Below are 10,712 nucleotides of genomic sequence, written 5' to 3'. Positions count from 1 at the left end.
GAATTTATCATCATACGCATGGTGAATACTGGGGAGGACCCTTTTGAAAAAGGGTCTCTCCCCAAACCCCACCCCTAAAACTTTTATTGCTTTTTCTGCACAAGATGTCTGCGACATCTTGCACCGAAAAAGTAGTGAGAGTTCAGGAGGAGAGATTAAGAGGAAACACTTTCAAGAGGTCACCTCAATTATTTACCAAACATACGATGATAATTCGGATTTACCACAATATCCTTGCATAGCAGTTGGAGATATTCTCTTGGGAAAAGTTTTCCTCAAACTCTCCTTTTGAACTTCTACATATTTTCGGCAATCGGGAGGCATGGCTCCCGATTGCCGAAAATCTATAAAAGGTTTAGGAAGGGGGTCTGGGGGAGAACCCTTCTCCAAAAGGGTTTCCCCCGGCTGCCACGCAGGGATGATGCGGCAAATTCTGATTTGTAAATATGTAAAGGAGAGCAAGAGGCTCTCCTTTTTTTGCTTATCAGTTACAGCCGCAGCCGCATCCGCCGTTGTTATTTCCGCAGCCGCATCCGCAGTTACCGGAGCAGGAAATGATGAGAATGAGGATGATTATCCACCAGCAGCCATTGTTTCCGCACATAAGAACAGTTCTCCTTTTGTTAAGATTTAAAGCACTTTGTTCTGCGCTTTATGTTACATTATATGTCCGCTTTGGTTTTGTGTTACAGACTTGGGTCGGGATCATTTCAGGGCACAAAAAAAGAGAGCCTTTATTATAAAGTGCTCCCTTTGATTTGCCGTATATTATTTTTTGCCGTAGAAGTTACAGAAGCTTGCAAAGTTGGGCTCCTGGTAGGCGAGCTTTTTCTCCCTGGTCAGCACTTGCAGGTCATACTGCGGTGCATTTGCAAGCTTGATGATAACGTGCTTGATTGCGCTGTTCAAGCCTGCTCTTTTTATTTTTACCTCCACAAGCTGCTGATACGGTATATAGGTGAACTCGTCGTAGCGTGGTGTCAGATCCTCAATAAGCACACGCAGCTTATGCTGTGTTCTGTCAAGCGGCAGAATGCCAAAGCCGTTTTCGTTTACGTTGACAAGATAGCCTGCCCATGCACGCCCGTTCTGTGCCTGTTCCATACCTCCCACAAAACCACCGCCTGTGAGAAATGTCGTGGCATAAAAAATGCAGTTATTCTGTCCCACATATCCGACCTGCGAAAAGCAAGCCACAGCCCCTTCAAGTGTTTCAAATTCAAACATTTTGTTTTCCCCCTGTTTTGTTTTTGTTAAGCGGTATTTCCGCTTGCATGCTATATCTATCTGCTGCCGTAAAAATCACAGAACGCTTTGAAACAGCCCTGGTGATACGGCATTTTGTTTTCCTTGACTTGCACAAGAAGGTCAAATTTCGGTGCGTTGGCTATCTCGATGATAAGGTGCTTTATCGATGAACCGATGGTGTATTTTTTGACTGTTACGGACGCAAGCTGCTGATAAGGAATGTAGAAAAACTGGTCAAATCTCGGTGCAAGATTTTCTGGCTTGATGCCAAGACCCTTTGTGCTTTCCAACGGAAGGATTCCAAAGCCCATTTCGTTCACGTTGAGCAGATAGGCTGCCCAGTTTCTGTTGTTGGCTGCTATTGATGCGCCATAAACTGCTCCGCCGACTGCGCCAAACATAAGTGCTGTGGTCGGTACGGCATTTGTCGCATAGAAAATGCAGTTATTCTGCCCGACGTAATTGAGCTGCGCAAAACAGTTTATTGCGCCCTGATAGGTTTCAAATGCAAACATTCGTTGATCCCCCTCGATCATTTTTCCTGCGTTTACCCCCCAAAGATACACAAATTATAACATCTTTCTCACAGGGTGTCAAGCATGACAGGCATTTGAAAACCGGCTTTATGGGAATTTTGTGAAAGTGGATTTTGTCCTTTGCATAACATAAAGTATGCTGTTGTTGAGCAGGGACAGAGAGTATAAAACTCCACGGTACGGTCAATACTTTTTGAAAAGTGAAAAGCGGTAAAGCGAATAATCAGAAAGGGCGTGGAACATATATGGATAAGTTCGAGACCGAAGGCTTCACTAAAGAGGGGCAGAGGCTTATCAGACAGGCAGCCGCTGCGGCAGGAGAAATGGGTCACACATATGTGGGTACGGAGCACCTGCTGCTGGGGGCGGCAAGCCTTGACAGATGTGCGGCGAGTGCGGTGCTTTTAAAGTTCAGTATCTTGCCGTCAGTCATTGAAAGAGAGATAGTAAGGTCTATCGGCAGGGGCACACCTTGCAGGGTGGGTACAAGCGAGATGACGGCAAACGCAAAAAACGTTATACAAAGCGCAATGCGCACCGCTCGGCTTTTCAGAGAGGATAAGACGGGGACGGAATACATCCTTGGGGCTATGGCTGCAAACAGACATTGCAGCGCATACAGGATAATATCTGCCTGCGGAGTAAAGCCGGAGCTGATCTGCAGGGAGTGCTCGTCGGCAGACCTTTTAAAGGCGGCGGCAAGGAGCGAGGTCAAGCTGAAGACTTTGGAAAAATACTCAAGGGAGCTGACGGGACACAAGAACTGTCAGGATTTTGACCCTGTACTTTGCCGTGATAAGGAAATAAGACGGATAATAGAGATACTTTGCAGGCGGACCAAAAACAATCCATGCCTTGTGGGAGAGGCAGGAGTGGGAAAGACTGCTGTGGTGGAGGGTCTGGCAAGGCGCATGACCAACGGCGAGGTTCCGGATATTCTTTGCGGCAGGCGTATATTTGCTCTGGACATCACTCTTTTGCTGGCGGGGGCAAAGTACAGGGGAGATTTTGAGGAGCGTCTGAAGGAATGTCTTTCAGAGGCGGAAAAGGCAGGTAACTGTATTCTGTTCATTGACGAGCTGCACAATATTATGGGTGCAGGTGCGGCAGAGGGGGCTATTGATGCGGCAAACATTTTAAAGCCCGGGCTTGCACGCAGAGGCATACAGATCATAGGCGCAACCACCTTTGAAGAATACCGCAGCAGGGTGGAAAAGGACAGCGCAATGGACAGACGGTTCCAGAAGGTGGTCATCGACGAGCCGGGCAGGGAGCAGACGGCGGAGATACTCAACGGCTTGAAGCAGCGTTACGAGCAGCACCACGGGGTAAGCATACCACGGGAGGTCATTGACCGCACGGTGGAGCTGTCGGCACGGTATATAACCGGCAGGGCTTTTCCCGACAAGGCGATAGATGTTCTTGACGAAGCCTGCGCCTGTGCAGTTATAAACGCTGACAGCGAGGGAGCAAGGGCGGTGGAAGGCTCGGCTTTTGAGGATTATATAAGCGGGCGGATCGACAGACAGAAATATCTTTCCCTTGTAACGGGCAAGGCAGGGAAGCGCAGGATAAGCATAACAACGGACGATGTGGCTCAGGTGGTCACAAGGTGGACGGGGATAGACTGCACCAAGGACCCGGCAGACGAGATGCAGCGGATAGAGCATCTGGAAAGTGTACTGAGTCAGAGGGTCGTGGGACAAAGCAGGGCGGTGGAGGCTCTTTGCGGCGGCATAAGGAGGTGCTGCGCTGGGCTGAAGGACCCTGCAAGACCCATGGGCAGCTTTATATTTCTCGGTTCCACGGGAGTGGGCAAAAGTCTTCTTGCAAAGGAGCTTGCAAAGGAATTTTTCGGGGACGAAAAGGCTCTCATAAGGCTGGATATGTCCGAATACATGGAGCGGCACAGCGTTTCAAAGCTTATCGGTCCGCCTCCGGGATATGTGGGATTTGAGCAGGGTGGACAGCTGACGGCAAGGGTGAAAAACAAGCCCTACTGTCTGCTTTTGCTGGACGAGATAGAAAAGGCTCACCCGGATATTTTCAATCTGCTTTTGCAGATACTGGAGGAGGGGGAGCTTACGGACAGCAGCGGAAGAAGGGTGAGCTTTGCAAACGTTATGATGATCATGACCTCAAATATCGGTGTGAAAGAGCTTGCCATGAAAAAAGAGGTGGGATTCTCACGCAGCGGCGGCGACAGGGAACGCACACTTATGAAAGAGCTTGAAAAATTCATGTCCCCGGAACTCCTTGGCAGGATAGACAGGGTGATCGTTTTTGAACAGCTGGGACGTGAGGAGCTTGAAAAGGTGGCAAAGATCGAGCTTGATGCGCTGGCTTTACGGCTCAAGGAAATGGGGCGTGAGTTTGGATACGACAAGAGCGTTATCGAATGTGCGGCGGAGCTTGCGCTTAAAAAGGGCGGCTCGGCAAGAGAGGTACGAAGGACGGTAACGGGACAGATAGAGGACATTATCAGCCGTGGGCTGCTTTCGGACACAAAGGGCATTGTATACCTTACCACGGATCGGCAAGACGGCGGTTTCTGTCTTAAACAGGGGGAGGCTGTGGCTAACGGAGCAAAGTAAAATATGGCAGGTGAATTAACAAAAAATTTACTTTTTTTGTGGAAAAACAAGTGACAACCGCACGCTACTATGTTATAATTAGTAAAATATATACAGAATTATCAGGTAGGAGCGTGATGCAAATGGCTGAAAACAGACCTTACAAGCTTTATTCGGATTCCACCGCAGACCTTTCGGAGGAACTGCTGCATGACATGGATGTGAGCATTGTAAAGCTTTCCTTTGAGATGAACGGAAAGAATTACTGCGACGGCGATATGTCAATGGAAACTTTCTATAAAAAACTCCGTGAGGGCGCTGTGTCCAAGACGGCACAGATACCTCCGTCCACTTATGAGGAAGTATTTGAAAAAGAGGTCCAGGCAGGATATGATATTCTGTATCTGGGGTTTTCTTCGGGTCTGAGCGGAAGCTTCAACAGCTCCTGCATCGCAAGGGATAATCTTATGGAAAAGTACCCAGAGGCAAAGATAATCTGCATCGACTCCCTTTGCGCTTCCACGGGAGAAGGTCTGCTGCTTTACAAGGCAGATGAGAAGAAAAAGGGCGGTATGGACATTGATGAGCTTGCCAAGTGGATAGAGGCAACTAAGCTGCATCTTTGCCATGTGTTCACGGTGGATGACCTCAAATTCCTGCGCAGAGGCGGCAGAGTCAGTGCTACGGCTGCGTTTGCAGGTACTCTTCTGGGGATCAAGCCGCTTTTGCACGTTGACAACGAGGGACATCTTATCCCTCTGGGAAAGGTCAGAGGCAGAAATCAGTCGCTCAACAAGCTTGTGGACATGATGGAGGAAAGAGTCGGCGGCTGGGAGAACTCTGTGGTGATGATCTGCCACGGAGATACTCTCAAGGACGCAGAATATGTGGAACGCCTTGTGAAGGAGCGTTTCGGCAAGCAGACCGAGGTAAAGATCTGCTACACGGGAACGGTCATCGGTTCACACTCCGGTCCGGGCACACTGGCTTTGTTCTTTATGGGCGAAGAAAGATAAACAGCTTTTTGGTATATCTTCCGCAATCAGGGTGCGGAAGGTATACTTTTTTTGCGGCGTTTTGTTTGACAATACACTAATGATATGGTATAATGTGCTAATATGGAATGATGCGCTGTTGTTTTGAAAGGATAGTTTCAATGGATCAGAACAGGATAAGAAATTTTTGCATAATCGCACACATAGATCACGGAAAATCCACACTTGCGGACAGGATACTGGAGCTTACCGATTCGGTGGAGCTGCGTGAGATGGAGGATCAGCTGCTGGATAACATGGACATCGAGCGTGAGAGAGGTATAACCATCAAGGCTCGTGCTGTGCGGCTGAAATATCATGCCGATGACGGGGAGGACTATATCTTCAACCTTATCGATACCCCGGGTCACGTGGATTTCAACTACGAGGTATCACGCTCGCTGGTTGCCTGCGAGGGTGCGATACTTATTGTTGACGCTTCACAGGGGATCGAGGCGCAGACGCTGGCTAACACATACCTTGCCATAGAAAACGACCTTGAGGTGGTGCCGGTCATAAACAAGATAGACCTGCCAAGCGCAGACCCGGACAGGGCTTGCGGCGAGGTGGAGAATATTATCGGTATACCTGCCATGGACTCACCACGTATTTCGGCAAAAATGGGAACCAACATCAAAGAGGTGCTTGAAAGGGTGGTAACTGACATCCCGGCTCCTAAGGGCGACGAGCAGGCTCCTTTGAAGGCGCTTATCTTTGACAGCTACTACGACCAGTACAAGGGAGTTATCATATACTGCCGTGTGAAGGACGGTCACATAAAGGTGGGGGACACCATTCGCCTTATGGCTACGGGTGCGCAGTTCCAGACGGTGGAGATAGGATACATGGGGGCAAAGGACCTGGTGCCTGTGGGAGAGCTCCATGCAGGCGAGGTAGGTTACATTGCCGCTTCAATAAAGGACATCGGGGACACCCGTGTGGGCGACACGGTGACAAATGCGGATAACCCTTGTGCAGAGGCGCTGCCGGGTTACAAGAAGGTAAACCCTATGGTGTACTGCGGTATATATCCTGCGGACGGGTCAAAATACGGGGACCTGCGGGATGCTCTGGAAAAGCTTTTGCTCAACGACGCTTCACTTTCCTTTGAGCCGGAGACGTCGGTGGCTCTCGGATTCGGGTTCAGATGCGGCTTCCTGGGTCTTCTGCACATGGAGATAATCCAGGAGAGGCTTGAAAGGGAGTATAATCTCGACCTTATAACCACCGCCCCCAGCGTAACTTACAAGGTCACTCTCACAAGCGGTGAGACAGTGATGATATATAACCCCACAAATTATCCTGACCCGGGGCTTATCGCTTCGGCACAGGAGCCTGTGGTGAACGCTCATATTTACACCCCCAGTGAGTTTGTGGGCAACATTATGGAGCTTTGTCAGGACAGGCGGGGCACCTTCAAGGATATGAAGTACATTGACACTAACAGGGTAGACCTGCATTATATCCTGCCGCTTAACGAGATAGTTTACGATTTCTTCGATGCCCTCAAATCCAAGACAAGGGGCTATGCTTCCTTTGATTACGAGATGAAGGGATATGAGCCGTCAAAGCTGGTTAAGCTGGACGTGCTGCTCAACGGGGAGATAGTGGACGCACTTTCATTTATCGTTCACGAGGAAAAGGCGTACGCCCGTGGCAGAAGGCTGACGGAAAAGCTGAAGGAAAATATCCCCCGCCAGCTTTTCGAGGTGCCTGTTCAGGCGGCTATCGGCGGAAAAATAATCGCAAGAGAGACAATAAAGGCTCTGCGCAAGGATGTGCTTGCAAAGTGCTACGGAGGAGATATAACCAGAAAGAAAAAGCTGCTTGAAAAGCAAAAGGAAGGTAAAAAGCGTATGAGACAGCTCGGCTCGGTGGCGGTGCCCCAGGAGGCATTCATGTCGGTGCTGAAGCTTGACGAATGATATGAAAGGGAAAGTTATGAGCAGGGAAAAAAAGAAACAGTTTTATAACGATCAGGTGGCAAATATGCTCAAACCAAACGGCGGCGATATTGTAATGGGGATACTGCTGTTTGTTTTTGCGATCACTATGGCGGTGATCTTTTTAGCCGCACCTGAGACACTGGTGGCGGATAAGCCTTATTACAGGTCCTGCATCGTTTTCACGTTAGCGGATCTGGCGGTGGCGTTTGCGGTTTTGTGCAAGGGACTGTTTTACAGGTGGTTCACTCTCACTTCTATTATCGCAAGGTCAAAGGGCATTGAAAGAAACAGAGTGTACCCGTCTCAGATGTATATTACGTCGCTGAGGGTATTTACGCTGATGTTCTGCCTGGTGAACGTTATTGTTTTGATACTGGTGATAAAGAGGATAATCTGATATTACGATCAACAGGACAAAGGAGAACAAAATGGAGGAAATGAAAAAGGCGATGAAATACTCGCTTATTTTCGGGATCTGCGGCGCTGTGGTCATACCGGTGATATACGAGATATATGCAAATGTTTCCAAAGATGCGGCGCTGGGACTTCTGGCTGCATATGTTATTTTTGCAGGTGTGAAGTTTTCCCCTCTGAAGGCAAAGGAAGCAATGCTGGGTATGGTGTGCACGGCGGCGTACAGCGGCGTGCTGGCTATACCTGTGTACCTTGTGATACACCCGGCAGTCAAAAGCTGGCTGGAGAAAAAGTCAAAGTATTTTCAGCTCGACCTCGGTGCACAACTCAGGTTCCTTGCAGCTGTGGGGCTGATATTCCTGCTTATGTTCATGGTGTGGATTGCCCGTGCAGGTGTGAGCAGGGCGGTGAAAAAGCTGCGCTCCAACGGCGAAAAGGCAGGCAGCTATATAGAAAACGCTTTCAACGAAAACGGTGAGGAACAATGACGGGAATATATATCCATGTTCCTTTCTGCGCTAAAAAGTGTCCGTACTGCGACTTTTACTCGGTAGGCTATCGCAAGGACACGGTGCAGGGATATGTGCAGGCTGTTGTGAGAAACATTGACAGCTTCGGCGGCAGGGGGATAAAGGCGGACAGCATTTATCTGGGCGGCGGCACTCCCTCGCTGCTTTCACCGTCACAGGTGGGGGATATTCTGAACGCAGCGCACAGGGCGTTTGAGCTTTCACAGTGTGAGATAACCCTTGAGGTCAACCCCTCAACGGTTGATAAACAAAAGCTTGAGGGCTATCGCAAAGCCGGTGTGAACAGGCTTTCCATAGGTGTTCAGTCGGCTGATAAGAAAGAACTGGAGCTGCTGGGGCGGCTGCACGACTTCTCCCGGGCTGAGAGGGCGGTAGTGGATGCTGTCAGCGCAGGCTTTGACAATATATCCTGTGATATTATGGCAGGGACTCCGGGGCAGAGCCTTGAGAGCCTTGAACGGACGCTGGACAGACTTACGGCTTTGCCCATACAGCATATTTCCGCTTACCTGCTTAGGATAGAGCAGGGCACAGAGTTTGACTGCGATAAAATACGAAACAGCGTCGCCGGTGAGGAGCTTATGAGCCGGATGTATCTTTGCATGGCACAAAAGCTGGAAAAAGCAGGCTTTGAGCAGTACGAGATATCAAATTTCGCAAAAAAAGGCTTTGAGTCAAGGCACAATATGAAATACTGGACAGGGGAACAGTATATAGGGATAGGTCCCTCGGCATACTCGTTTTTCGGGGGGAAAAGATACCATTGTCCACGGGACATACAGGACTTTATACGCAAAGACACCCAGGCGATAGTGGTGGACGAGGAGTCGCCGGACAGGCTTGAGGAGTACATAATGCTGGGGCTGAGGCTCGCAAGGGGCATAAGCCTTGGAAAGCTTCAAGAGCTTGGAGCACAGGTGGGGGCTATTGCCCAAAGGGCACAGCTTTACGACAAAGCGGGGCTTTGCAGGTTTGACGGGGAAAGCATTTGCCTGACACCAAAGGGGTGGCTGGTCTCAAACAGCATTATTGCCGAGCTTGAACAGCTTGCAGCGGGGCAATGATATGCTGTGTGGAGCGCCTTTGGCAGGACGTTAAAAATAAAAATTGCGTGGGCACTTGATTTTTTGCCCGATATGTTATAAAATAAGAAACAGTGATATAATGACAGGGCAATGCCCCGTATTTGATAAAACAAAATGATTTTCAATGATCTCATATTGAAAAAGGAGACAGTAAAATGAAGGACTTTATTTCAAATCCTTGGGTAAAAAGGGCAGTCTCGATATTCAATCTTGCCTATTTTGCCGTTATTTGTATGTTTACTTTTGCCACGTTCATATATGACATTCAGTTCGTTGAGGGCAAAGAGGTATCGTTCTTTGTGATATATTTCTTTGCAAGCGTGCTTTTTATGACACTTATGGTATATTCCAGACGAGAGATAATCACAAGCCTGGTAAGCGTGGCGCTTCCGCCGGTATGCTTCTGTCTGATACTTTTCAACTGGGGCAACTGGATACTTATTATCCCGCCGTTTGTTGTGGCTCTGGTGATGTTCTTCGCTTCCGGTGTCCGTGAGACCACAAAGGTGGTGCTGGGCACTATCTACCTGCTGCTTTATGTGCTGGGTCTTGTGGGATTCTTCGTGCTGAGAATGCTCTTTGGCGGCTCAAGCGTTGAAACTCCGCTGGATCGTAACTTACAGGAAAACGAGGACGTTTACAATCTTTACAAGGGTCAGCAGTTCGCTAAGCTGGTGGAATACACCAAGGACGAGAATATTATCTCACCGGACGGAAAGTACAAGATAGTGCTTTACGATGTTCAGGACAACGATAAGGGAAGAATAAAGATCTGCGTTGTTCCTTACGGTCAGGATGTTGAGCTTAAATTCTTTACCCTCAAACAAAAGGGTATCGAAAAGACGGTGTCTAACAAGGGCACGAGAGGCACGGTGCCGGAGTTCGGCTGGGAAAAGGACGATAAGGGCAATCTCAGAGTTTATTACACTCTCACTCAGGGCGCAAAGAGGGGCTATTCCACGATCACGGAAAACACTATGCCGAAAAAACAGTATTTCGATTTTCTCGGTATCAAATAATAATCAGGCGAGGGCAAAGTTCCCTCGCTTTTTTATTATCCTGATAAAAAAACCACCTGCTATGCAGGTGGAATGTATAAACTTTAGTAAGAGCATAATCTGTCCCGCACAATAGACAAAAACGCCTCCTTGATATACAATGTAATAGGCTACCAACCGTATTACAAAAAACCAAGGAGGGATCACCAGATGGATAATAAATCTAATGATACGTATAGTTTAGCACATACGAGCTGGAAATGTCAATATCACATAGTATTTGCGCCAAAGTACAGACGAAAAGCTATCTACGGAAAGCTAAAACGAGATATTGGAGCAATACTGAGA

Annotated in this window: 11 protein-coding genes; 9 read left to right on the top strand and 2 right to left on the bottom strand. The window is 48.5% G+C overall.

Annotated elements, in window-relative coordinates:
* Positions 1 to 43 precede the first annotated feature (43 nt).
* Positions 44 to 292, top strand: a complete 249-nt coding sequence (locus tag T494_RS0111355) for a hypothetical protein (protein ID WP_028506109.1) — start codon at positions 44 to 46, stop codon at positions 290 to 292.
* Positions 293 to 768: 476 nt separating this feature from the next.
* On the opposite strand, the gene T494_RS0111345 is transcribed toward T494_RS0111355, so the two are convergent.
* Positions 769 to 1,227, bottom strand: a complete 459-nt coding sequence (locus tag T494_RS0111345) for a hypothetical protein (RefSeq protein ID WP_028506399.1) — start codon at positions 1,225 to 1,227, stop codon at positions 769 to 771.
* A 56-nt stretch (positions 1,228 to 1,283) separates the two neighbouring features.
* A complete protein-coding gene (locus T494_RS0111340) occupies positions 1,284 to 1,763 on the bottom strand; it encodes a hypothetical protein (RefSeq protein WP_028506398.1) in 480 nt (159 codons plus the stop codon).
* Between the two features lie 266 nt (positions 1,764 to 2,029).
* Here T494_RS0111340 and T494_RS0111335 point away from each other — a divergent pair, with 266 nt between their 5' ends.
* From T494_RS0111335 to T494_RS13080, 8 genes are all read left to right on the top strand, one after another.
* Positions 2,030 to 4,378, top strand: coding sequence for an ATP-dependent Clp protease ATP-binding subunit (locus T494_RS0111335; protein ID WP_028506397.1), 2,349 nt, complete (start codon positions 2,030 to 2,032; stop codon positions 4,376 to 4,378).
* A 122-nt stretch (positions 4,379 to 4,500) separates the two neighbouring features.
* Entirely contained in the window at positions 4,501 to 5,373 is an 873-nt protein-coding gene (locus T494_RS0111330) for a DegV family protein (protein ID WP_028506396.1), read from the top strand.
* A gap of 140 nt (positions 5,374 to 5,513) precedes the next feature.
* The gene (gene lepA, locus T494_RS0111325; protein ID WP_028506395.1) at positions 5,514 to 7,316 is read left to right on the top strand and encodes a translation elongation factor 4; all 1,803 of its coding nucleotides are present in this window, start codon (positions 5,514 to 5,516) and stop codon (positions 7,314 to 7,316) included.
* Positions 7,317 to 7,332: 16 nt separating this feature from the next.
* Positions 7,333 to 7,734 (top strand): hypothetical protein, encoded by a 402-nt coding sequence (locus T494_RS0111320; RefSeq protein ID WP_155984112.1) that lies wholly within the window; start codon positions 7,333 to 7,335, stop codon positions 7,732 to 7,734.
* A 31-nt stretch (positions 7,735 to 7,765) separates the two neighbouring features.
* Positions 7,766 to 8,239: a hypothetical protein gene (locus tag T494_RS0111315; RefSeq protein ID WP_242836444.1), complete on the top strand. Its 474-nt coding sequence runs from the start codon at positions 7,766 to 7,768 to the stop codon at positions 8,237 to 8,239.
* Positions 8,236 to 9,345, top strand: coding sequence for a radical SAM family heme chaperone HemW (gene hemW / locus T494_RS0111310; RefSeq protein ID WP_028506392.1), 1,110 nt, complete (start codon positions 8,236 to 8,238; stop codon positions 9,343 to 9,345). Before T494_RS0111315 ends, hemW begins: the two co-directional genes overlap by 4 nt.
* Before the next feature lie 176 nt (positions 9,346 to 9,521).
* The gene (locus T494_RS0111305) at positions 9,522 to 10,385 is read left to right on the top strand and encodes a hypothetical protein (protein WP_028506391.1); all 864 of its coding nucleotides are present in this window, start codon (positions 9,522 to 9,524) and stop codon (positions 10,383 to 10,385) included.
* Positions 10,386 to 10,574: 189 nt separating this feature from the next.
* A partial coding sequence (locus T494_RS13080; protein WP_037344738.1) for a transposase occupies positions 10,575 to 10,712 on the top strand: 138 nt, incomplete at its 3' end.

The organism is Ruminococcus sp. FC2018 (assembly GCF_000621805.1).
In the GTDB taxonomy this organism is placed as follows: Bacteria; Bacillota; Clostridia; order Oscillospirales; family Ruminococcaceae; genus Hominimerdicola.
This window is presented reverse-complemented; position numbering and strand designations above follow the sequence as displayed.